Genomic DNA, 22,318 nt, shown 5'->3' with positions numbered 1-22,318 from the left:
GGCCCACAGTGGCCACAGGTCAAACCGGCTCCGCCGCCTCGCCAAACGCCCCTTGGCGCAGCAACAGCAGCACCAGGCCAAAGGCCCCGGCTGCCATCAGCAACGGCAAGGCGTGCCCGCTGACCCACTGACTGCCGGCACCGGCTGCAAGCGGGCCGATCAGACAACCGATCCCCCACAGCTGGGCGATGTGGGCGTTGGCCCGCACCAGCGCATCATCGCGATAACGCTCGCCCACCAGAATCAGCGACAGGGTGAACAAGCCGCCGGCACTGGCACCGAACAGCACCCACAGCGGCCAGATCAGCAGCGTGTCGAGCAACAGCGGGATCGCCAGGCTCGACAGCATCAGGATCACCGCGCAGCCGGCAAACAAGGTTCGCCGCGACAGATAGTCCGCGAGGGCACCAATGGGCAGTTGCAGCAAGGCATCGCCGACGACCACGGTGCTGACCATGGCCAGGGCAATGTCTGCGGTGAACCCCTGTTGCAGGCAGTACACCGGCAGCAAGGTCAGGATCATCGCCTCGAACGCAGCAAACAACGACACCGCCCAGGCGATGGCCGGCAGGCCGCGACAGAAACCCAGCAAGTCACTGAAGGTCACACTCAGGGCTTCGCTGCTCGGCGCCCCGCTACGCCCCAACAAGACCAGCGGTGAAGTCACCAGCAGCGCGACCCCGACCCAGAAACCGATGTCGTTGTCGGTGCCCAGCACCCCCAGCAGCAACGGCCCAGCCAATTGGCTCAAGGCATAGCTGCAGCCATACAGCGCCACCAGCCGACCGCGCCATTGCTCAACCACCAACTGGTTGATCCAGCTCTCGCCGAGAATGAACACGATGGTCAGGATGACCCCGATCATCAGCCGCAGTACCAGCCACACCGGGTAGCTGGGCAACAACGCCAGCAGGCCGATGGAGAGGGCTCCGGCCCACAGGCACAGGCGCATCAGGTTGGCCGTGCCCAGGCGGGCCGCCAGGTGGCTGGAGATCTTCGCCCCCAGCAGGACGCCAATGGCCGGCATGGCCGCCATCACCCCGATAGCAAACGAGCCGTAGCCCCAGCTTTCCAGGCGAAACGACACCAGCGGCATGCTGACGCCCAGGGCCAGGCCGACACTCAGGACCGAGGCCAGAACGGCGAAATAAGTCGCCCAACGCATGTTCCACGCTCCTGTGGATATTTTCATGTGTGGCACAAAGCATTGTGGGAGCGAACCTGCTCACGATGGCGGCGCAACATTCAACACGACGTCGACTGTCATACCACTATCGCGAGCAGGCTCGCTCCCACAAGGGATCTGCGTCGTTCAGGGAGCCAGGCTCCCTGAAAGGCTTACAGCTTGATCCAGGTCGCCTTCAGCTCGGTGTACTTGTCGAAGGCGTGCAGCGACTTGTCACGGCCGTTGCCCGATTGCTTGAAGCCACCGAACGGGGCGGTCATGTCGCCGCCATCGTACTGGTTGACCCACACGCTACCGGCGCGCAGGGCCTTGGCCGTCAGGTGAGCCTTGGAGATGTCCCGGGTCCATACCGCTGCGGCCAGGCCATAGGGCGTGTCGTTGGCGATCTGGACGGCCTCTTCGGCGGTATCGAAGGTGATGACCGACAGTACCGGGCCAAAAATTTCTTCCTGGGCGATCTTCATGGCATTGCTCACGCCGTCGAAAATCGTCGGCTCCACGTAGGTGCCACCGGTTTCCTCAAGAATACGCTTGCCGCCCGCCACCAGTTTGGCGCCGTCGGTATGGCCAGACTCGATGTACGACAGCACGGTATTCATTTGCTGGGTATCGACCAACGCACCCACGGTAGTGGACGGGTCCAGCGGATTGCCCGGCTTCCAGGTTTTCAGGGCCTCGATCACCAGTGGCAGGAACGTGTCCTTGATCGAACGCTCCACCAGCAGGCGTGAACCGGCGGTGCAGACTTCGCCCTGGTTGAACGCAATCGCGCCGGCAGCGGATTCGGCGGCGGCCTGCAGGTCCGGTGCATCGGCAAACACGATGTTCGGGCTCTTGCCGCCGGCTTCCAGCCAGACGCGCTTCATGTTCGACTCACCGGAGTAGATCATCAGTTGCTTGGCGATCTTGGTCGAGCCGGTGAACACCAGGGTATCGACGTCCATGTGCAGGGCCAGGGCCTTGCCCACGGTGTGGCCGTAGCCTGGCAGCACGTTGAGCACGCCTTTGGGGATACCGGCCTCGACGGCCAGGGCCGCGATGCGGATGGCGGTCAATGGGGATTTTTCGGACGGCTTGAGGATCACCGAGTTACCGGTGGACAGCGCCGGACCGAGTTTCCAGCAAGCCATCATCAGCGGGAAGTTCCACGGCACGATAGCGCCAACCACGCCCACTGGCTCACGGGTCACCAGACCCAGTTGATCATGAGGGGTCGCCGCCACTTCATCGTAGATCTTGTCGATGGCTTCACCGCTCCAGCTCAGTGCCTGGGCGGCACCCGGAACGTCGATGCCCAGGGAATCGCTGATCGGCTTGCCCATGTCCAGGGTTTCCAGCAGGGCCAGCTCCTGGGCATTTTGCTTGAGCAGGCCGGCGAAACGGATCATGACGGCCTTGCGCTTGGCCGGAGCCAGGCGGGACCAGACACCGGAATTGAACGTGGCACGGGCATTGTCCACGGCGCGCTGGGCGTCGGCGGCATCACAGCTGGCAATCTTGCCCAGCAGACGGCCATCGACCGGGCTGATGCACTCGAAGGTCTCGCCAGAGACCGCGTCGGTGTATTCGCCATTGATGTAGGCGCGGCCTTCGATTTTCAGGTCGCGGGCACGTTGTTCCCAGTCGGCACGAGTCAGGGTGGTCATACGAGTGTCCTCCTCTTATTAAATACGACACCCGCGTTCTTCACGGGCGCTGTCAGGAATTCTGCCCGGCCAGCCTTGAAATCGGCCCGAGGCACCCGCCACCCTAAACCAGCCGCCCCTCAAGTTTCAATATATTTGACATAAGGCCGGCAAACGACCTTGCGATGTTCATTTTAATAAACATAGACTCGGGGCTTTCCAAGCAAACACGGGGGGATTACCAGTATGAGCATCCAGGACATCGTCGATTTCAGCCAGGCCGGCACCGCCGCCGAACGCTACCGCCCGGACGCGGCCAAAATCCTCAAGGGCGACCCTGAGCAAACCGTCTACAACCACTACAACAGCCCGTGCGGCCAGCTCAATGCCGGTGTCTGGGAGGGCGCGGTCGGGCAGTGGACGGTCAATTTCACCGAACACGAGTACTGCGAAATCGTCCAGGGGGTTTCGGTGCTACGCGACACCGAAGGCCATGCCAAGACCCTGCGCACCGGTGATCGGTTTGTCATCCCAGCCGGATTCCGGGGCACCTGGGAAGTCCTGGAAACATGCCGCAAGATCTACGTGGCGTTTGAACAGAAACCATAGATATATACCGCACATCGGGTCATGGCTCAGAGGAGAATCGAACTGTCCCAACGGACAATAATCGTTCACTTAAAGGATTAATGAACATGACCAATGAAGAAGTCCTCCAACAGCTTCAACACCTGATCGGCCAGCCTTATGTGGCTTCCATGAAGGCCTACATCAGCGAACTGACTGCGCGACGCGTAGTCGGCGCCAGTGAAGTCGCGACCAAGGAACTGGATAGCACGCGAATTCACGTCGTCACCAATGCCTCCGGCACCATTGAGGCGTTCAACTTCGGTTGAGTGCTCGCCGAGCGGCACTGGCGTAAGTAAAAAGGCCGGTATCTCGCGATACCGGCCTTTTTTTAGCAAGAGCGCACAGGACGTGCCTCAATCCAGACCCACAACGCAAGGAGGCAACATGCCCGACACTCAAGACTCATGCGACGTCACGATCGCTGAATACACCATCGGCCAGACCTGCACCCCTCAGTTGCTCGAGGAGGTACGAGCCCAGGCCAATGGCGCACCGGTGCGGGTCACCGGCCCTCGCTACGCCTCAGACCACAAGCGAGTCCCACGACGAATCAGCCTGCTGACCAATGCCGACAATGTCATTGTCAGCATTCAGTGCGGTTGAGCACGTGAAGCTTTTCCCCCGGCCACAAAAAAGGCCCGTATCTTGCGATACGGGCCTTTTTCTTAAGAGGGAAAAATCAATTACTTGATTTTGCCTTCTTTGTAGATCACGTGCTTGCGAACAACCGGATCAAATTTCTTGATCTCGATTTTGTCCGGAGTAGTGCGCTTGTTCTTGTCGGTAGTGTAGAAGTGACCAGTACCGGCGCTCGAAATCAAACGAATCAATTCACGCATGATTAGCTCCCTTAGATCTTGCCAGCTTTGCGGATTTCGGCCAGCACGACAGTGATGCCACGCTTGTCGATGATACGCATGCCTTTGGCAGATACGCGCAGACGCACGAAACGTTTCTCTTCTTCAACCCAGAAGCGATGATGCTGCAGGTTCGGCAGGAAACGACGACGGGTTTTGTTGTTTGCGTGGGAAATGTTATTCCCAGTCACCGGACCCTTACCGGTAACTTGACATACTCTCGACATGCCTCAGCCCTCTAAAACCACATGCCCAACCCGGCATGGGTTGGCCGCTTAATCTCTCAGTCATTTGGCGCCAGGCGCCGCGTTTCTTTAGAGGTCTTACCGGCTACACCTACAGTGAAGGAACCGGGCCCCTAGAAAAGAGCGCTGCTTTATACCAGAAAGACCCCATAGCAACAACTATTGGTGTGAAGAGAGTTTTCAAAAACCCCGGATTTACGACGCCAGACGCCTTGGATAAAGGCTATCGATGGCAGTGACCGCTCGTCGCAGAGCAACACCCTGCCCCCTCGCACAGAGGGTGCCGGCACGCCACCTTACGCTATTTCGCCCCGGCCCAAGCGCAATAAACGGCGAAAACATGCACCGTCGAGCAGGACACAAATCAAAAAAGGGGATAGTCATTTGCCTGGCAGGCCACTAGGGTAAGCCTTTTCCAGACTGCACTCGCAGATGGGCCTCCGATCTGCAAAGGAATCCACACATGCGCCTCGCTGCCCTACCGCTGTTGCTTGCCCCACTGCTGCTGAGCCCTTTGGCCCAGGCTGCCGCCCTGAGCGTCTGCACCGAGGCCAGTCCGGAAGGGTTCGACGTCGTTCAATACAACTCGCTGACCACCACCAACGCCTCGGCGGACGTGCTGATGAATCGCCTGGTGGATTTTGACACCGTCAGTGGCAAGGTCGTGCCGAGCCTGGCTGACAGCTGGGAAGTCTCGGCCGACGGCCTGATCTATGTCTTCAAGCTGCGCCCGGAGGTGAAGTTCCATCGCACCGAGTACTTCAACCCGAGCCGCACCCTGACCGCCGAAGACGTGAAGTTCAGCTTTGACCGCATGCTGGATCCGGCACAGCCCTGGCACAAGATCGCCCAGAGTGGCTTCCCTCACGCCCAATCGATGCAGCTGCCTGCGCTGATCAAGAAAATCGACGCCCTCGACCCGCTGACCATTCGCTTCACCCTCGACCACCCCGACTCGACCTTCCTCGCCACACTGAGCATGGGTTTCGCCTCGATCTACTCCGCGCAATACGCCGATCAGTTGCTCAAGGCGGGCACACCCGAGAAACTCAACAGCCAGCCGATCGGCACTGGGCCGTTCATTTTCGGACGTTTCCAGAAAGACGCATCGATCCGCTACAAGGCAAACCGCGACTACTTCGCCGGCAAGCCCGCGATCGACACCCTGGTGTTCGCCATTACCCCGGACGCCAACGTGCGCCTGCAGAAACTGCGGCGCAACGAATGCCAGATCGCCCTGTCGCCCAAACCGCTGGACGTCCAGGCTGCCGCCCAGGAGCCGAGCCTCAAGGTCGAGAGCACGCCAGCCTTCATGACCGCCTTCGTCGCCATCAACAGCCAGCATCCGCCGCTGGACAAACCGGAGGTGCGCCAGGCGATCAATCTGGCCTTCGACAAGGCCAGCTACCTCAAGGCCGTGTTCGAAGACACCGCCCAAGCCGCCAACGGCCCTTACCCGCCCAACACCTGGAGCTATGCCAAGGACCTGCCGGGCTATCCGAAGGACCTCACCAAGGCGCGCGCGCTGATGGCCAAGGCCGGACTCAAGGACGGCTTCAAGACCACCATCTGGACCCGCCCTTCCGGCAGCCTGCTCAACCCCAACCCGAGCCTGGGCGCTCAATTGCTGCAGGCGGATTTGGCGGAACTGGGGATTCAGGCGGAAATTCGCGTGATCGAATGGGGCGAACTGATTCGTCGGGCCAAAGCCGGCGAGCACGACCTGCTGTTCATGGGCTGGGCCGGTGACAACGGCGATCCGGACAACTTCCTGACCCCGCAATTCTCCTGCGCGGCCGTGCAGTCCGGGACCAACTTCGCACGGTACTGCGATCAAGGCCTGGACAAGCTGATCAACGCCGGCAAGACCACCACCGAGCAGGGCGTGCGCACCAAGCTCTACGAGCAGGCCCAGGGGCAAATCCAGCAGCAGGCGCTGTGGCTCCCCCTGGCCCACCCGACCGCCTACGCCCTGACCCGCAAGGAGATCCAGGGCTACTCGGTCAGCCCGTTCGGCCGCCAGGACTTCTCGAAAATCAAACGCTAGGCGCGAGCTTGCTCGCGAAAAAACTCAATCCTCACGCAGCGGTCCGGGTGGAGCGCTGCGTGCTGAGCACTACTCCCGCATGGCCATGGATGGGGGACGCATTCGGCGCCTAGATCCACCCATACTCGGCCATCGACAACGGATCACCGTCACCGACGATGAAATGGTCGAGCACTCGCACATCGACCAACTCCATCGTCTCCTGCAAACGCTTGGTCAGCGCCCGGTCGGCCGGGCTCGGCTCGGCGTTTCCCGAGGGGTGGTTGTGGCACAGGATCAACGCCGCCGCGTTGTGCGCCAGGGCGCGCTTGACCACCTGGCGCGGATGAACGCTGGTGGTGTCGATCGAGCCGCGAAACAGGATCTCGAATGCCAGGACCCGATGCCGGGAATCGAGGAACAGACACGCAAACACCTCGTGGGGCTCATGCCGCAGCATGGCCTTGAGGTAGTTGCGCACCTCGATCGGGCTCTTGAGTACTGAGGCCTGGCGCAGGTGCTCGGCCAAGTGCCGACGCGCCATCTCCAGTACCGCCTGCAATTGGGCGAATTTCGCCGGCCCCAACCCCAACTGGCCGGCGAACGTCTGCTGGTCCGCCTCCAGCAAGTTACGCAAACTGCCAAACTGCTGCAGCAAGTGCCTGGCCAGGTCTACCGCGCTTTTCCCGGCGACCCCGGTGCGCAGAAAGATCGCCAACAATTCCGCGTCGGAGAGGCTCGCCGAACCCTGCTCCAGAAGTTTCTCCCGTGGCCGCTCTGTCGTCGGCCAATCTCGAATGCTCATAGCACCTCCCTGTCGATGGGCGCCGCTGTTCCGTAGCGGTCGCTGTGATATCGTAGCCCATCTTTTTTGCGGGCGATTGTTCCCTGGGGAGGGGGTTTCGCCACGTATGTCACCAACGAATTGAAAGGCAGACCTATGCAGCGGCTGTATCGGAAACGCATCGTTCTGGGCGTCGGCGGCGGCATTGCTGCCTACAAGAGCGCCGAACTGGTTCGCCGCCTGATCGACCAGGGCGCCGAAGTGCGCGTGGTCATGACCCGCGGCGGCAGCGAGTTCATCACCCCGCTGACCATGCAGGCCCTCTCCGGGCACCCGGTGCACCTCGACCTGCTGGACCCGGCGGCCGAAGCCGCGATGGGCCACATCGAGCTCGCCAAGTGGGCTGACCTGGTGCTGATCGCCCCCGCCACCGCGGACCTGATTGCCCGCCTGGCCCAAGGCATTGCCAACGACCTGCTGACCACCCTGGTCCTGGCCACCGACGCCACCATCGCCCTGGCGCCAGCCATGAACCAGGCAATGTGGCGCGACCCGGCCACCCAGGCCAATACCCAGTTGCTTGAAAGCCGCGGCTTCAAGGTCTTCGGCCCGGCCTCGGGCAGCCAGGCCTGCGGCGACGTCGGCATGGGCCGCATGATGGAGGCCGATGACCTGGCCCAGTGCGCGGCCGATTGTTTCCAGCGCCAGGCGCTGACCGGCCGGCACGTGCTGATCACGGCCGGTCCGACCCAGGAAAACATTGACCCGGTCCGCTACATCACCAACCACAGCTCCGGAAAAATGGGCTTTGCCCTGGCCGAAGCCGCGGTGGAAGCCGGTGCCCGCGTGACCCTGATCACCGGCCCCGTGCACTTGCCGACCCCGGACCGGGTGACGCGCATCGATGTGGTCAGCGCCCGCGACATGCTGGCCGCCTGCGAGGCCGCGATTCCTTGCGACCTGTTCATCGCGTCCGCTGCGGTTGCGGACTACCGCCCGGAAGTCGTCGCCCCGCAAAAACTCAAGAAAGACCCTACGACAGGCGACGGCTTTGTCCTGCAAATGGTGCGCAACCCAGATATTCTGGCCACCATTGCCACCCGACCTGACCGTCCGTTCAGTGTCGGATTCGCCGCCGAAACCGAACACCTGCTCGATTACGCCGCACGCAAGCTCAAGGACAAGAACCTCGACCTGATCGTCGCCAACGACGTGGCCAACCCCAGTATTGGCTTCAACAGCGAGGAAAACGCCTGCAGCGTGATCGACCGTGAGTTGCACGCCACCCTTTTCGCCCAGACCAGCAAGGGCAAGATTGCCCGCCAACTGATCACTTTTATCGCCGAACGTCTGAACCAGGTTTAATTCGTATGCACGCTTTGCAAGCCAAGATCCTCGACCCACGCATCGGCAGCGAATTTCCGCTGCCCCAGTACGCCACACCTGGTTCCGCCGGCCTTGACCTGCGGGCCATGCTGGAACAAGACACCATTATCCAGCCCGGCGAAACGGTGCTGATCCCTACCGGCCTGTCAGTGTACATCGGCGATCCGGGCCTGGCCGCGCTGATCCTGCCGCGCTCGGGCCTGGGCCATAAGCACGGGATCGTGCTGGGCAACCTGGTCGGCCTGATCGACTCCGACTACCAGGGCCCACTGATGGTGTCCTGCTGGAACCGCGGCCAGAGCGCATTCACCATGACGGTCGGCGAACGCCTGGCGCAATTGGTGCTGGTGCCGGTCGTGCAGGCGCATTTCGAGATGGTTGAAGAGTTCGTTGAAACCGAGCGCGGCGTCGGTGGTTTCGGCCACACCGGCGCCAAATAGCGGGACCCGGACTGGGGCAGGTTCGAATGAACGGATTGACGCCGAAAATCGAGCTACTGGCGAAACAAAGCCACGCCCCACGATGCATCATGGCCCTTTCATACCACGAACTATGGGTGGAAAACGCCGTCATACCCTTCAGTTTGAATCCGCCGTCGAATGAATTGACGGTTTGTCCTGCCACTTTCGAAATGGAGCATTTCCGCAGATGAGCACCCCAAGCAAGATTGCCCCGACGCTTCCCGACAGCATCTTTCGCGCCTATGACATTCGCGGCACCGTACCGAAATTCCTCAACGCCGAAACCGCTTACTGGATCGGTCGCGCCATCGGCGCCCAGACCCTGGCCCAGGATGAACCGAACATCAGCGTCGGCCGTGACGGCCGCCTGTCCGGCCCGGAACTGGTTGAGCAACTGATCCAGGGCCTGGCCGATGCTGGCTGCCATGTCAGCGACGTCGGCCTGGTGCCAACTCCGGCGCTGTACTACGCCGCCAACGTCCTCGCGGGCAAGTCTGGGGTGATGCTCACCGGCAGCCACAACCCGTCGGACTACAACGGCTTCAAAATCGTGATCGCTGGCGACACCCTGGCCAACGAACAGATTCAGGCCCTGCACGAGCGCCTGAAAAGCAACAACCTGACCAGCGGCCAGGGCAGCATCACCAAGGTCGAGATTCTCGATCGGTACAGCGCCCAGATTGTTCAGGACATCAAGCTCGCACGCCGCCTGAAAGTGGTGGTTGACTGCGGCAACGGCGCTGCCGGCGTGATTGCCCCCCAACTGATCGAAGCCCTGAATTGCGAAGTAATCCCGCTCTTCTGCGAAGTCGACGGCAACTTCCCCAACCACCACCCGGACCCGGGCAAACCAGAAAACCTGGTGGACCTGATCGCCAAGGTCAAGCAAACCAATGCCGACCTGGGCCTGGCCTTCGACGGTGACGGTGACCGTGTCGGCGTGGTGACCAATACCGGCGACATCGTGTTCCCGGACCGCCTGCTGATGCTCTTTGCCAAGGACGTGGTCGCACGTAACCCGGACGCTGAGATCATCTTCGACGTCAAATGCACCCGCCGCCTGACCCCGCTGATCAAGGAATATGGCGGTCGCCCACTGATGTGGAAAACCGGCCACTCGCTGATCAAGAAAAAAATGAAGCAGTCCGGTGCCCTGCTCGCTGGCGAAATGAGCGGGCACATCTTCTTCCAGGAGCGCTGGTTCGGTTTTGACGACGGCATTTACAGCGCCGCTCGCCTGCTGGAGATCCTCAGCCAGGAGAAATCCACGGCTCAGGAACTGTTCGAGACCTTCCCGAACGATATTTCCACGCCGGAAATCAATATCCATGTGACCGAAGAGAGCAAATTCAGCATCATTGATGCACTGCACGACGCCCAGTGGGGCGACGGCGCCGACCTGACCACCATTGACGGTGTGCGAGTCGACTACGCCAAAGGCTGGGGCCTGGTTCGCGCCTCCAACACCACACCGGTGCTGGTGCTGCGTTTCGAGGCTGACGACGAGGCCGAATTGCAGCGCATCAAGGATGTGTTCCACGCTCAGCTGAAACGTGTTGCACCTGACCTCCAACTCCCGTTTTGATTATTTGAAGCGCCTTTTACACAAGTGCCGGAGCCCTGAATGACCCTCGAACGCGAAGCCGCCGCCAACACCGCCAAGGTCCTGTCCGAAGCGCTGCCTTATATTCGCCGCTATGTCGGCAAGACGCTGGTGATCAAATACGGCGGCAACGCGATGGAAAGCGAGGAGCTCAAGACTGGCTTCGCCCGTGACATCGTGATGATGAAAGCCGTGGGCATCAACCCGGTGGTGGTGCACGGGGGTGGCCCGCAGATCGGCGACCTGCTCAAGCGCCTGTCGATCGAGAGTCATTTCATCGACGGCATGCGGGTGACTGACGCCCAGACCATGGACGTGGTGGAGATGGTGCTCGGCGGCCAGGTCAACAAGGACATCGTCAACCTGATCAACCGTCATGGCGGCAGCGCCATCGGCCTGACCGGCAAGGACGCCGAGCTGATTCGCGCGAAGAAGCTGACTGTCACCCGCCAGACGCCGGAGATGACCCAGCCGGAAATCATCGACATCGGGCAAGTGGGCGAAGTGGTCGGGATCAACACCGACCTGCTCAACCTGCTGGTCAAGGGCGACTTCATTCCGGTGATTGCACCGATCGGCGTAGGGGCCAACGGCGAGTCGTACAACATCAACGCCGATCTGGTGGCCGGTAAAGTGGCCGAAGCGCTGAAAGCCGAGAAGCTGATGCTGCTGACCAACATCGCCGGCTTGATGGACAAGTCAGGCACTGTGCTGACTGGCCTGACGACCCAGCAAGTCGACGAACTGATCGCCGACGGCACCATCTACGGTGGCATGCTGCCGAAGATTCGTTGCGCGCTGGAAGCGGTACAGGGTGGCGTGGGCAGTTCGCTGATCATCGATGGCCGGGTACCCAATGCGATCCTGCTGGAAATCTTCACCGATACCGGTGTGGGCACCCTGATCAGCAATCGCAAGCGCCCATAAGCGCTGGCACCTGTAAAAAGACCCCGCTCAGCCAGGCTGAGCGGGGTCTTTTTTTGTCCGGCGACGGCTACACGCCGAACTGCGCGCGGTAGGCTTCTACGGCTGGCAGATGCTGCTTGAGCTGAGGATCGTCGGCCAGGAACTCCAGGACCTGGTTCAACGAAACGATGCTGATGACCGGAATCCCGAAGTCACGCTCCACTTCCTGGATCGCCGACAGCTCACCATTGCCGCGCTCCTGACGGTTGAGGGCAATCAACACGCCAGCAGCCTTGGCGCCGTCCTGGGAAGCGATGATCTGCATCACTTCACGGATCGCGGTGCCCGCGGTGATCACGTCGTCGATGATCAGCACGTCGCCGGTCAGCGGTGCGCCCACCAGGCTGCCGCCTTCGCCGTGGGCCTTGGCTTCCTTGCGGTTGAAGCACCATGGCAGGTCACGGTTGTGATGCTCGGCCAGCGCCACGGCGGTGGTTGCCGCCAATGGGATGCCCTTGTACGCCGGGCCAAACAGCACGTCGAAGGAAATACCGCTCTCGACGATGGCCGCCGCATAAAAGCGACCCAGCTGCGCCAGGGCGCTGCCGGAGTTGAACAGGCCGGCATTAAAGAAGTAAGGACTGGTACGCCCGGACTTCAGGGTGAACTCACCGAAGCGCAAAACGCCGCGATCGATGGCAAAACGAATGAAATCGCGCTGATACGCTTGCATGCAAAAAACCCCAAATACCACGGATTTAGCTAATTAGCTTGACGCCGTGTATCATACACGCACGCGATTTTTGGGGCCATTTATGCGGATCATCAGTGTGAACGTCAATGGTATTCAGGCGGCAGTCGAGCGCGGTTTGCTCAGTTGGCTGCAAGCCCAGAATGCCGACGTCATCTGCCTGCAGGACACCCGCGCCTCCGCCTTTGAACTGGACGATCCAGCCTTCCAACTGGATGGCTACTTCCTTTATGCCTGCGATGCCGAAGTCCCCGCCCAAGGTGGCGTGGCTTTGTATTCGCGGCTGCAACCGAAGGCTGTCATCAGCGGTCTCGGTTTCGAGACGGCCGACCGCTACGGGCGCTACCTGCAAGCCGATTTCGACAAGGTCAGCATCGCGACCTTGCTGCTCCCTTCGGGGCAGAACGGCGATGAAGACTTGAACCAGAAGTTCAAGCTAATGGACGATTTCGCCCGTTATCTGGATAAACAGCGGCGCAAGCGGCGCGAGTACATTTATTGTGGCTCGCTGTACGTGGCGCAACAGAAGCTGGATATCAAAAACTGGCGCGACAGCCAGCAATCCCCGGGCTTCCTGGCACCTGAACGTGCCTGGATGGACGAGATTGTCGGCAACATGGGTTATGTCGACGCCCTGCGCGAAGTCAGCCGTGAAGGCGACCAGTACAGCTGGTGGCCAGACAACGAACAGGCTGAGATGCTCAACCTGGGCTGGCGCTTCGACTACCAGCTGTTGACCCCAGGCCTGCGCCGCTTTGTTCGCAGTGCACGTCTGCCCCGTCAACCGCGGTTCTCGCAGCACGCACCGTTGATCGTGGACTACGACTGGACGCTGACCATCTAGGCGTCGATACGCAAGACACAAAAAAGCCGACAGCGATGTCGGCTTTTTTGTGGGAGCGGGCTTGCCCGCGATGAGGCCATGACATTCAGCCCATGTGCTGCCTGCCAGATCGCTATCGCGGGCAAGCCCGCTCCCACAGGAACTGCATCTGGTTATTACTTGATCAACCGCCAGGTGAACGGGTAACGATACACCTGCCCCTCATTGGCCTTGACCCCGGCAATGATGGTCAGCACCAGCGCGCCAATGGCCAGCAGGCCAAACAGGAAGAACCCGATCACCACCACCATCAACAGCAGGCATATGGCCGAGGCAATGGCCACGCTGATCTGGAAGTTCAGCGCCTCCTTGCCCTGATCGTCGACGAACGGGTCCATCTCACGCTTCATCTGCCACAGAATCAGCGGGCCGATCAGTGAGCCGAACGGCACCCAGATCCCCAGCAAGGCCGAGAGATGGCAGAACATCGCCCACTGACGAACCTCACGGCTCGGCGCGGGCACCGGTAGTTGCTCATCACTCATGACGCTCTCCTTGCTGGCGACCGGAACAATCAGTCCGCCAGCGCAGCCTGTTGCAAGTCGAAAATCTCGGCCATGCCTTTTTTCGCCAGCTCCAGCATCGCCGTCAGCTCTTCAGGCTGGAACGGCGCGCCTTCGGCGGTGCCCTGCACTTCGATGAAACCACCGGTGCTGGTCATCACCACGTTCAGGTCGGTCTCGGCTGCCGAATCTTCCAGGTAGTCCAGGTCCAGCACTGGCTCGCCCTGGTACATGCCCACCGACACGGCTGCGATCATTTGCTTGAGCGGGTCGCCGCCTTTCAGGCCGCCACGCTTCTTGATCACTTTCAAGGCATCGACCAGGGCCACCATGGCGCCGGTGATCGAGGCAGTACGGGTACCGCCGTCGGCCTGGATCACGTCGCAATCGACGTACAGGGTCACATCGCCGAGCTTGGACATATCCAGCGCAGCGCGCAGCGAACGGCCGATCAGGCGTTGGATTTCCAGGGTGCGGCCGCCTTGCTTGCCACGGCTTGCTTCGCGCTGGTTACGCTCGCCGGTGGCGCGCGGCAGCATGCCGTACTCGGCGGTCAACCAGCCCTGGCCCTGGCCCTTGAGGAAGCGCGGTACGCCGTTCTCGACGCTGACGGTGCAGATCACCTTGGTATCGCCAAACTCGACCAGTACAGATCCCTCGGCGTGTTTGGTGTAGTTGCGGGTGATGCGGATCGAGCGAAGCTGATCGGCAGCGCGACCACTTGGACGTTTCATAGGGGATACCTGTACGAAGGACGGAAATCTGCCGAGCATTATAGGGCGGCCGGGCACGCCTGGGCACTTCTAAAAAAAACCGGCGACGAGCGAGGGCTCTGCCGCGCACGCTGCGACGAGCTGCAGCGCTTTGTCGCACGCCTCGTTTGGGAGCTCCCCCTGCACTGCGCTACAATCCTGCGCCTTTGTTGCCTGTGGGCTTTAATTCATTCAAGCAGGTTCGCCGAACCCCGGGGTTCGCTGGCGATCTGCATCGCGAGGTACCGCCATGGTGCACAGCATGACCGCCTTTGCCCGCGTCGAAAAAGCCGGCAGCCAGGGCACCCTGAGCTGGGAGCTGCGCTCGGTCAACAGCCGCTATCTGGAACCGCACCTGCGCCTGCCAGAGTCCTTTCGTGACCTCGAGGGCAATGTGCGCGAGGCCCTACGCCAGGGCCTGTCGCGTGGCAAGCTCGAGTGCACCCTGCGTTTTACCGAAGAAACCACCGGCAAGGCGCTGCAGGTTGATCGCGAGCGCGCCGCGCAACTGATCGCCGCCGCCGAAACCATTGCCAGCCTGATCAGCAATCCTGCGGCACTCAACCCGCTGGAAGTGCTGGCCTGGCCGGGGGTCTTGGTGGCCGACGCCAGCGACCCACAAGCGCTCAATGCCGAGGCACTGGCGCTGTTCAACCAGGGCCTCAAGGAGCTCAAGGCCGGCCGCGAGCGCGAAGGCGCGGAGCTGGCACGGCTGATCAACGAGCGCCTGAGCGCCATTGAAGAAGACGTCGTGACCCTGCGTGAGCTGGTCCCGCAGATGCTCGCCACCCAGCGCCAGAAAGTCCTCGACCGCTTCGCCGACATGCAGGCCGAACTCGACCCGCAACGCCTGGAGCAGGAAATGGTCATGCTCGCGCAAAAGAGCGACGTTGCCGAAGAACTGGATCGCCTGAGCACCCACATCATTGAAGTTCGCCGCGTCCTCAAGTCCGGCGGTGCCGCCGGCCGGCGCCTGGACTTCCTGATGCAGGAGCTCAACCGCGAAGCCAACACCCTGGGCTCCAAAGCCTTCGACCCGCGCAGCACCCAGGCTGCGGTCAACCTCAAAGTGTTGATCGAGCAAATGCGCGAACAAGTGCAGAACATTGAGTAAGGCTACCCCGACATGACCCACAGCACTGGCACCCTGTACATCATTTCCGCCCCCTCGGGCGCGGGCAAGAGCAGCCTGGTCAAGGCCCTGACCGACACCAACCCGGAGATTCGCGTATCGATTTCCCACACCACCCGCGCCATGCGTCCGGGCGAAGTGGACGGCGTGAACTATCACTTCGTGACCCGCGAAGCCTTTGTGAAAATGGGCGAACACGGCGATTTCCTGGAGCGCGCCGAAGTATTCGGCAACTTCTACGGCACCTCGCAAAGCCATCTGCAGCAAACGCTGGACGAAGGTCACGACCTGATTCTGGAGATCGACTGGCAAGGCGCCGAGCAAGTGCGCAAGCTGATGCCCCAGGCGCGTTCAATTTTCATTCTGCCGCCATCGCTGCAAGCCTTGCACCAGCGTCTGACCAACCGTGGCCAGGACAGCGACGAGATCATTGCCAACCGGATGCGTGAAGCCGTCAACGAAATGAGCCACTATGTCGAGTACGACTACCTGATCATCAATGACGATTTCTCCCACGCGCTGGATGACTTGAAGGCGATTTTCCGTGCCAATCAATTGCAACAGAAGCGCCAACAGGTGCGTTTCGGTATGTTGCTGGCTGAATTACTGGGCTGAAACAGCACTTCCCAAAACCGCTGCAAGGGCTTTACATTGGCACTTGCAGCGCGTTGAAGAGCTTGGTTAAAAAATCAGCGCTTCCCTAATCGCTGGTGATTTTTTAAACTGTTGAGTCCGCTCGCCCAACCGGGCAGCGCGCATATTGCATTCGCTCCGAGGAATACCATGGCCCGCGTAACCGTTGAAGACTGCCTAGAACACGTGGAAAACCGCTTTGAGCTGGTCATGCTCTCTACCAAGCGTGCCCGTCAACTGGCCACCGGCGGCAAAGAGCCACTGGTCCAGTGGGAAAACGACAAGCCTACCGTTGTCGCCCTGCGTGAAATCGCCGAAGGCCTGATGAGCTACGAGTTCATCGCCAATGCTGAAATCGTCGAAGACGAACCGCTGTTCGCAGCGTTCGAGGACGAGTCCAACGAGGCCGTCTAAGCCTATGCCTGGTCGACGTAGCACGGCGCGGGATCACAGCCATCGGCAGGAGTCATCATGCCGAGCATAGACGCCCTCGCCGATCGCTTATCGACCTACCTCGGCAATGACCAGGTCAACCTGGTCCGCCGAGCGTACTTCTACGCCGAACAAGCCCACGACGGCCAACGCCGCCGTAGCGGCGAGGCGTACGTCACGCACCCTCTTGCGGTGGCGAATATTCTTGCCGACATGCACATGGACCATCAGAGCCTGATGGCAGCAATGCTGCATGACGTGATCGAAGACACCGGTATTGCCAAGGAAGCGCTACAAGCGCAGTTCGGCGAAACCGTGGCCGAACTGGTCGACGGGGTCAGCAAACTGACCCAGATGAATTTCGAGACCAAGGCCGAAGCCCAAGCGGAAAACTTCCAGAAAATGGCCATGGCCATGGCGCGCGACATTCGCGTGATCCTGGTCAAGCTGGCCGACCGCCTGCACAACATGCGCACGCTGGAGGTGCTGTCCGGTGAAAAACGCCGGCGCATCGCCAAGGAAACCCTGGAAATCTATGCCCCCATCGCCAACCGGCTGGGCATGCACGCCATCCGCATAGAGTTCGAAGACCTCGGCTTCAAGGCCATGCACCCGATGCGTTCCGCGCGGATCTACCAGGCCGTCAAACGCGCCCGGGGCAACCGCAAGGAAATCGTCAACAAAATCGAAGAGTCCTTGAGCCACTGCCTGGCGATCGATGAAATCCAGGGCGAAGTCAGTGGCCGGCAGAAACACCTCTACGGCATCTACAAAAAAATGCGCGGCAAACGTCGGGCCTTCAACGAGATCATGGACGTCTACGCGTTCCGGATCATCGTCGACAAGGTCGACACCTGCTACCGCGTGTTAGGTGCTGTACATAATTTGTACAAACCGCTGCCGGGGCGCTTCAAGGACTACATCGCGATCCCCAAAGCCAACGGCTACCAGTCGCTGCACACCACGCTGTTCGGCATGCACGGCGTACCGATCGAGATCCAGATCCGTACCCGTGAAATGGAAGAGATGGCCAACAATGGCATCGCCGCGCACTGGCTGTACAAGTCCAGCGGTGACGAGCAGCCAAAAGGCACCCATGCCCGCGCCCGCCAGTGGGTCAAGGGCGTGCTGGAAATGCAGCAACGCGCCGGCAACTCGCTGGAATTCATTGAAAGCGTGAAGATCGACCTGTTCCCGGACGAGGTCTACGTGTTCACGCCCAAAGGCCGGATCATGGAGCTGCCCAAAGGCTCCACGGCGGTCGACTTCGCCTACGCGGTGCACACCGACGTCGGCAACAGCTGCATCGCCTGCCGGATCAACCGCCGTCTGGCGCCGCTGTCCGAGCCTCTGCAAAGCGGCTCCACGGTCGAGATCGTCAGCGCCCCGGGCGCCCGACCAAACCCGGCGTGGCTCAATTTTGTGGTCACCGGCAAGGCCCGTACCCACATCCGCCATGCGCTGAAACTGCAACGCCGTTCCGAGTCCATCAGCCTCGGCGAACGCTTGCTGAACAAGGTGCTCAACGGCTTTGACAGCTCGCTGGAAAAAATCCCTGCCGAGCGGGTCAAGGCAATGCTCACCGAGTACCGCCTCGAACTGATCGAAGACCTGCTCGAAGACATCGGCCTGGGCAATCGCATGGCCTATGTCGTGGCTCGCCGCCTGCTGGGCGAAGGCGAGCAACTGCCCAGCCCGGAAGGTCCGCTGGCAATCCGCGGTACCGAAGGCCTGGTGCTCAGCTACGCCAAGTGCTGCACGCCGATTCCGGGCGACCCGATCGTCGGCCATCTGTCCGCGGGCAAAGGCATGGTCGTGCACCTGGACAACTGCCGCAACATCAGCGAAATCCGCCACAACCCGGAAAAATGCATCCAGTTGTCGTGGGCCAAGGATGTCACCGGCGAATTCAACGTCGAGTTGCGCGTCGAACTGGAACACCAGCGCGGCCTGATCGCCCTGTTGGCCAGCAGCGTCAATGCCGCCGACGGCAACATCGAGAAAATCAGCATGGACGAACGCGATGGTCGCATCAGCGTGGTTCAACTGGTGGTCAGCGTGCACGACCGCGTGCACCTGGCCCGCGTGATCAAGAAACTGCGCGCCCTGACCGGGGTGATCCGCATCACCCGCATGCGTGCATAGCTCGCCAACGTAGCCAAGCCATTACAAGGAGTCATCAATGACCAAGACTGTTATCACCAGCGACAAGGCCCCAGCCGCTATCGGCACTTATTCCCAGGCGATCAAGGCCGGCAACACCGTCTACATGTCCGGTCAGATCCCCCTCGATCCAAAAACCATGGAACTGGTCGAAGGCTTCGAAGCCCAGACCGTCCAGGTGTTCGAGAACCTCAAGGCCGTTGCAGAAGCTGCCGGCGGTTCGTTCAAGGACATCGTCAAGCTGAACATCTTCCTCACCGACCTGAGCCACTTCGCCAAGGTCAACGAGATCATGGGCAAGTACTTCGACCAGCCTTACCCTGCCCGCGCCGCCATCGGCGTGGCTGCCCTGCCTAAGGGCTCCCAGGTTGAAATGGACGCCATTCTGGTAATCGAGTAACACGCGCGGCGTTACCTGACAGGTAACGCCGACCCCGCTCCCAAAGGATTTCCTCATGCGCAAAGCGCTAGCTCTCTCGTTGCTTGCGGTGCTGCTCGGCGGCTGTGCCAGTGACCCTGCCGACCGCGACATCAGCGGCACGTGGATCAACCAGGCGGCGATCGATGCCGCAGCCAAGGGCGTTCCGCTGCGTGAAGCCCTGCAAGCCAATGGCCCGAACCTGGAATGGGACGTCAACACCAAGGCCAGCCAGGCGCGTTACACCAACGGCTTTGAAAACATCGAGGGCAAGATCCTCGGCGAGCAATCCGGCACCTGGAAGATCGAGGTGTACGGCAGCTCCGGCAGCGAATTGAAACGCGACGGTAAACGACTGCAACAAGCGGCCAACGACAATGAGCCGGAGCAGACGTTTGACCTGCCCAAGGAAGCCGTTCCCGCAGGCGCCCCGCTGGGTGCCAGCTTTGAGCGCGCACTTTATTCGGCCTACCTGGGCGGCGGCTGGAAGATCGTCAACGGACCTGGAGAAGGCAATACTGTGCAGTTCCAGGCCGACGGCTCCGTGCAGGGCTTGCCGGGTGCCGATCGCTACGCCTTGTGCCTGGCCGGCGATTGCGCGTCGATGAGTGGTGGCAATGACACCATCTGGCTGCAACTCAACGAACAGGGCAACCCATGGATCTTTACCCGCAAGGGCGATGACATGGAGATTTTCCAGGCCGTCAACGGCGCGCAAGCCGATGAAAAGCCGTCGTTCTCCCCGGGCACCCGTCAATGGGCCCTGGAAAAGCAGTAAGCCGTTAGGTAACGGTGGGAGCGAGCCCGCTCGCGATGAACTCAACGCCAACGCATGGATTCAAGCAGCACACGTAGTCGTTGACGTGCATCGCGCGCAGCCGGAATCCCACCCGGCTCGCTCCCGCCTCAGGCCTTGCCTGCCAGAATCGCCCCATAACCTTCACGGTAGCTTGGATAGTGCGGCGCCCAGCCCAATGCCCTGGCGCGCGCATTGCTGCATCGCTTGCTGCCGGTACGCCGCACGCTGGCGTCCTCGGCCCACTCCGTCACGCCCAGGTATTCGCGCAGCCACGCCACCACCTCGGCCAGCGGGGCCGGCGCATCGTCGACGCCGATGTAGCAATCGTCCAGCACCACCCCCTGTTGATCGGCATTGAGCAAGAACGCCAGCAGACCGGCCGCGTCATCGGCATGAATCCGGTTGCCATACAGCGGCGGGTCGACGGCCACGCGATAGCCACGACGCACCTGGGTCAACAGCCACTCACGGCCCGGGCCGTAGATACCGGTCAAGCGCACCACGCTGGCCGGGATGCCGCTACCCAGCGCTACCTGCTCGGCCTCCAGCATCACCCGTCCGGAATAGGCCGAGGCCTTGGCCGCTGAGGTTTCATCGACCCAACCACCGTCCTGCTGCTCGTAGACACTGCTGCTGGAAACAAACAGCAAGCGCTCGGGCACCTGGCCGTAGTCGTCCAGCCAGCCCAACACATTCCGCAGGCCCTGCACATAGGCCGCACGATAGCCCGCCTCATCGTGATCGGTGGCCGCCGCGCAATACACCAGGTAGTCCACTGCGCCGACGGGCCAGGTCTCCGGGCAATCTTCGTTGAACAGGTCACCGGCGACCCCGATCACCCCAGCCGGCAGGTTGGCAATGGTGCGGCGCAACCCATAGACCTGCCAGCCTTTTGCCAGCATTTGCTCGGCCAGACGGCCGCCGACATCACCACAACCGGCGATCAACACACTAGGCGCGGACATCAAATAACTCCCCTGATAAAGGCACAGACTAGCTTCGACAATGGACGAGCGGCTAGTAATAGAAGAAAAAAAGAGACGCTATTACTTCTGTTAACAAGAATTAATTGCAATAATGCCCGCCACTTTGTTCTCGGCCCCACGAGGCCTGGAAGGACATTAACCCTCTTTTTCTCTCAGGTCCGGCCAGCATGACACGTAATCCACTCTCCGCTTCGCCAACCACACCCATCCGCCCGCTGCGCGCCTTGAGCGCCGTCGCCGCACTGGTGTTCAGTCTCCTGCTGGCCCCCACCGCAGCGTTCGCCGATGAGCCGACCTCCGCCACCGCGCCAGCTGCAGCAGTAGCCCCTGCACCGGCCGCCGACCACGCAGCGCCCACCGTGACGCCGGTCGTTACCGACCCGGCCCTGGCGACCGACGCACCGGCCGCTGACGAGCCGCAAGTCCTGGAAGCTGACAACACCCTGGGCATGGCCCATGACCTGTCGCCGTGGGGCATGTACCAGAACGCCGACATCATCGTGAAAATCGTGATGATCGGCCTGGCCATCGCCTCGATCATCACCTGGACCATCTGGATCGCCAAGGGCTACGAGCTCATGGCTGCCAAGCGTCGCCTGCGCACTGAAATCACTCACCTGAAAAAGGCCACCACCCTCAGGGAAGCCAGCGCCACTGCCACCAAGGCCGGGACCCTGGCCAACCTGCTGGTCCACGACGCCCTGGAAGAAATGCGCCTGTCGGCCAACAGCCGTGAGAAGGAAGGCATCAAGGAACGTGTCAGCTTCCGCCTGGAGCGCCTGGTCGCGGCCTGTGGTCGCAACATGAGCAACGGTACCGGCGTGCTGGCCACCATCGGTTCCACCGCCCCCTTCGTCGGTCTGTTCGGTACCGTGTGGGGCATCATGAACAGCTTCATTGGCATCGCCAAGACCCAGACCACCAACCTCGCCGTGGTCGCCCCAGGCATCGCCGAAGCCCTGCTGGCAACGGCACTGGGCCTGGTGGCGGCAATCCCCGCCGTGGTCATCTACAACGTCTTCGCCCGCTCCATCGCCGGCTACAAGGCTCAGGTCTCCGACGCCTCCGCTGAAGTCCTGCTGCTGGTCAGCCGCGACCTCGATCACCTGCCAAGCGAGCGCTCCTCGCAGCCGCATATGGTCAAAGTAGGGTAATCA

24 protein-coding genes and 1 pseudogene are annotated in these 22,318 nt (G+C 61.3%); 16 read left to right on the top strand and 9 right to left on the bottom strand.

Annotated features, from left to right (window positions below; genetic code table 11):
* Positions 1-19: 19 nt before the first annotated feature.
* Both H7995_RS12350 and H7995_RS12345 read right to left on the bottom strand, forming a co-directional pair.
* Positions 20-1,165 carry an MFS transporter gene (locus H7995_RS12350; protein ID WP_166589280.1) on the bottom strand — a complete coding sequence of 382 codons (1,146 nt, stop codon included), beginning with the start codon at positions 1,163-1,165 and terminating at the stop codon, positions 20-22.
* Positions 1,166-1,338: 173 nt separating this feature from the next.
* Positions 1,339-2,832: an aldehyde dehydrogenase gene (locus H7995_RS12345; protein ID WP_166589281.1), complete on the bottom strand. Its 1,494-nt coding sequence runs from the start codon at positions 2,830-2,832 to the stop codon at positions 1,339-1,341.
* A 225-nt stretch (positions 2,833-3,057) separates the two neighbouring features.
* On the opposite strand from H7995_RS12345, the gene H7995_RS12340 reads away from it, so the two are divergent.
* The 3 genes from H7995_RS12340 (at position 3,058) to H7995_RS12330 (ending at position 4,044) form a co-directional block, all read left to right on the top strand.
* Complete coding sequence (locus H7995_RS12340; protein WP_182342850.1) at positions 3,058-3,420, top strand: cupin domain-containing protein; 363 nt, start codon at positions 3,058-3,060, stop codon at positions 3,418-3,420.
* Positions 3,421-3,506: 86 nt separating this feature from the next.
* Positions 3,507-3,707 (top strand): I78 family peptidase inhibitor, encoded by a 201-nt coding sequence (locus H7995_RS12335; protein ID WP_166589283.1) that lies wholly within the window; start codon positions 3,507-3,509, stop codon positions 3,705-3,707.
* Positions 3,708-3,825: 118 nt separating this feature from the next.
* A complete protein-coding gene (locus H7995_RS12330; RefSeq protein ID WP_166589284.1) occupies positions 3,826-4,044 on the top strand; it encodes a peptidase inhibitor in 219 nt (72 codons plus the stop codon).
* A gap of 80 nt (positions 4,045-4,124) precedes the next feature.
* Here the strand turns inward: H7995_RS12330 and rpmG are convergent, their stop codons facing one another.
* Together rpmG and rpmB are read right to left on the bottom strand one after the other, a co-directional pair.
* Entirely contained in the window at positions 4,125-4,280 is a 156-nt protein-coding gene (gene rpmG / locus H7995_RS12325) for a 50S ribosomal protein L33 (protein ID WP_007894709.1), read from the bottom strand.
* A gap of 11 nt (positions 4,281-4,291) precedes the next feature.
* Positions 4,292-4,525: a 50S ribosomal protein L28 gene (rpmB, locus tag H7995_RS12320; RefSeq protein WP_007894701.1), complete on the bottom strand. Its 234-nt coding sequence runs from the start codon at positions 4,523-4,525 to the stop codon at positions 4,292-4,294.
* 481 nt (positions 4,526-5,006) lie between these two features.
* Here rpmB and H7995_RS12315 point away from each other — a divergent pair, with 481 nt between their 5' ends.
* Positions 5,007-6,590 carry an ABC transporter substrate-binding protein gene (locus H7995_RS12315; protein WP_182342854.1) on the top strand — a complete coding sequence of 528 codons (1,584 nt, stop codon included), beginning with the start codon at positions 5,007-5,009 and terminating at the stop codon, positions 6,588-6,590.
* A 109-nt stretch (positions 6,591-6,699) separates the two neighbouring features.
* Here H7995_RS12315 and radC read toward each other — a convergent pair whose 3' ends face one another.
* Complete coding sequence (gene radC, locus H7995_RS12310) at positions 6,700-7,374, bottom strand: RadC family protein (protein ID WP_166589286.1); 675 nt, start codon at positions 7,372-7,374, stop codon at positions 6,700-6,702.
* Between the two features lie 135 nt (positions 7,375-7,509).
* On the opposite strand from radC, the gene coaBC reads away from it, so the two are divergent.
* From coaBC to argB, 4 genes and pseudogenes are all read left to right on the top strand, one after another.
* Positions 7,510-8,718 carry a bifunctional phosphopantothenoylcysteine decarboxylase/phosphopantothenate--cysteine ligase CoaBC gene (gene coaBC / locus H7995_RS12305; RefSeq protein WP_182342856.1) on the top strand — a complete coding sequence of 403 codons (1,209 nt, stop codon included), beginning with the start codon at positions 7,510-7,512 and terminating at the stop codon, positions 8,716-8,718.
* 5 nt (positions 8,719-8,723) lie between these two features.
* A complete protein-coding gene (dut, locus tag H7995_RS12300) occupies positions 8,724-9,179 on the top strand; it encodes a dUTP diphosphatase (protein ID WP_166589288.1) in 456 nt (151 codons plus the stop codon).
* 202 nt (positions 9,180-9,381) lie between these two features.
* Positions 9,382-10,785, top strand: a pseudogene (locus H7995_RS12295) (phosphomannomutase/phosphoglucomutase); the annotation flags it as partial.
* A 39-nt stretch (positions 10,786-10,824) separates the two neighbouring features.
* Positions 10,825-11,730, top strand: coding sequence for an acetylglutamate kinase (argB, locus tag H7995_RS12290; protein WP_095164880.1), 906 nt, complete (start codon positions 10,825-10,827; stop codon positions 11,728-11,730).
* A 67-nt stretch (positions 11,731-11,797) separates the two neighbouring features.
* Here the strand turns inward: argB and pyrE are convergent, their stop codons facing one another.
* Positions 11,798-12,442 carry an orotate phosphoribosyltransferase gene (gene pyrE, locus H7995_RS12285; RefSeq protein WP_150638147.1) on the bottom strand — a complete coding sequence of 215 codons (645 nt, stop codon included), beginning with the start codon at positions 12,440-12,442 and terminating at the stop codon, positions 11,798-11,800.
* An 82-nt stretch (positions 12,443-12,524) separates the two neighbouring features.
* On the opposite strand from pyrE, the gene H7995_RS12280 reads away from it, so the two are divergent.
* Positions 12,525-13,304: an exodeoxyribonuclease III gene (locus tag H7995_RS12280; protein ID WP_003176915.1), complete on the top strand. Its 780-nt coding sequence runs from the start codon at positions 12,525-12,527 to the stop codon at positions 13,302-13,304.
* A gap of 155 nt (positions 13,305-13,459) precedes the next feature.
* Here H7995_RS12280 and H7995_RS12275 read toward each other — a convergent pair whose 3' ends face one another.
* Positions 13,460-13,828, bottom strand: coding sequence for a DUF4870 domain-containing protein (locus H7995_RS12275; protein ID WP_166589290.1), 369 nt, complete (start codon positions 13,826-13,828; stop codon positions 13,460-13,462).
* A gap of 29 nt (positions 13,829-13,857) precedes the next feature.
* Positions 13,858-14,580, bottom strand: a complete 723-nt coding sequence (rph, locus tag H7995_RS12270) for a ribonuclease PH (RefSeq protein ID WP_095164885.1) — start codon at positions 14,578-14,580, stop codon at positions 13,858-13,860.
* 268 nt (positions 14,581-14,848) lie between these two features.
* Between rph and H7995_RS12265 the strand changes: the two genes are divergently transcribed.
* The 6 genes from H7995_RS12265 (at position 14,849) to H7995_RS12240 (ending at position 20,154) form a co-directional block, all read left to right on the top strand.
* Positions 14,849-15,712 (top strand): YicC/YloC family endoribonuclease, encoded by an 864-nt coding sequence (locus H7995_RS12265; RefSeq protein WP_166589291.1) that lies wholly within the window; start codon positions 14,849-14,851, stop codon positions 15,710-15,712.
* A 12-nt stretch (positions 15,713-15,724) separates the two neighbouring features.
* Positions 15,725-16,345, top strand: a complete 621-nt coding sequence (gene gmk / locus H7995_RS12260; protein WP_166589292.1) for a guanylate kinase — start codon at positions 15,725-15,727, stop codon at positions 16,343-16,345.
* 168 nt (positions 16,346-16,513) lie between these two features.
* Positions 16,514-16,777: a DNA-directed RNA polymerase subunit omega gene (gene rpoZ / locus H7995_RS12255; protein ID WP_003177259.1), complete on the top strand. Its 264-nt coding sequence runs from the start codon at positions 16,514-16,516 to the stop codon at positions 16,775-16,777.
* 57 nt (positions 16,778-16,834) lie between these two features.
* Positions 16,835-18,940, top strand: a complete 2,106-nt coding sequence (gene spoT / locus H7995_RS12250) for a bifunctional GTP diphosphokinase/guanosine-3',5'-bis pyrophosphate 3'-pyrophosphohydrolase (protein ID WP_166589293.1) — start codon at positions 16,835-16,837, stop codon at positions 18,938-18,940.
* Positions 18,941-18,977: 37 nt separating this feature from the next.
* Complete coding sequence (locus H7995_RS12245; RefSeq protein WP_003229509.1) at positions 18,978-19,358, top strand: RidA family protein; 381 nt, start codon at positions 18,978-18,980, stop codon at positions 19,356-19,358.
* A gap of 55 nt (positions 19,359-19,413) precedes the next feature.
* Positions 19,414-20,154, top strand: a complete 741-nt coding sequence (locus H7995_RS12240) for a hypothetical protein (protein WP_182342858.1) — start codon at positions 19,414-19,416, stop codon at positions 20,152-20,154.
* A gap of 128 nt (positions 20,155-20,282) precedes the next feature.
* Here the strand turns inward: H7995_RS12240 and H7995_RS12235 are convergent, their stop codons facing one another.
* On the bottom strand, positions 20,283-21,140 hold the full coding sequence (locus H7995_RS12235) for an SDR family oxidoreductase (RefSeq protein ID WP_185818433.1): 858 nt from the start codon (positions 21,138-21,140) through the stop codon (positions 20,283-20,285).
* Between the two features lie 188 nt (positions 21,141-21,328).
* Between H7995_RS12235 and exbB the strand changes: the two genes are divergently transcribed.
* On the top strand, positions 21,329-22,315 hold the full coding sequence (gene exbB, locus H7995_RS12230) for a tonB-system energizer ExbB (protein ID WP_166589296.1): 987 nt from the start codon (positions 21,329-21,331) through the stop codon (positions 22,313-22,315).
* Positions 22,316-22,318 lie beyond the last annotated feature (3 nt).

It is taken from the genome of Pseudomonas kielensis (assembly GCF_014236655.1).
GTDB classification, from domain to species: domain Bacteria; phylum Pseudomonadota; class Gammaproteobacteria; order Pseudomonadales; family Pseudomonadaceae; genus Aquipseudomonas; species Aquipseudomonas kielensis.
The sequence above is the reverse complement of the archived record's forward strand: the minus strand, read 5'-3'. Positions and strand labels throughout refer to the sequence as shown.